The 272-nt window shown below is 33.8% G+C and carries 1 protein-coding gene; it reads right to left on the bottom strand.

The genetic code is table 11. The features are described from left to right. Window positions 1-272: hypothetical protein (locus SB717_RS35815; RefSeq protein WP_410907725.1), on the bottom strand; the 272-nt coding region annotated here is incomplete at both ends.

Here is a 272-nt window from a genome sequence, read left to right as displayed (position 1 = left end):
GTCGTCATCGTCTAATGAGCCAGATATATTTTCTAAATCTGCAATCTTTCCTTCTTTCAGTTGGGGAACCTTTGAAGTCTCTTCTTCTTTGAAGGAATGGTTTCCTACAAAACTTGTCGTTTTTGCTAATGTTTTTAAATCAGCTAATTCATTCTTAATATGTTCGAGCATTTCATAGGTTTTTTTGTCTTCTACTGCTTTTCTTCCATTAGATGAATCATCTAGATCACGTAAAATTAAAGATGAAATATAGTCCCCTAACCTACGCGATT

It is taken from the genome of Priestia sp. SIMBA_032, assembly GCF_046535215.1.
Taxonomy (GTDB): Bacteria; Bacillota; Bacilli; order Bacillales; family Bacillaceae_H; genus Priestia; species Priestia aryabhattai.
Note: the sequence above shows the minus strand (reverse complement) of the source record. Positions and strands in the feature narration are given on the sequence as shown.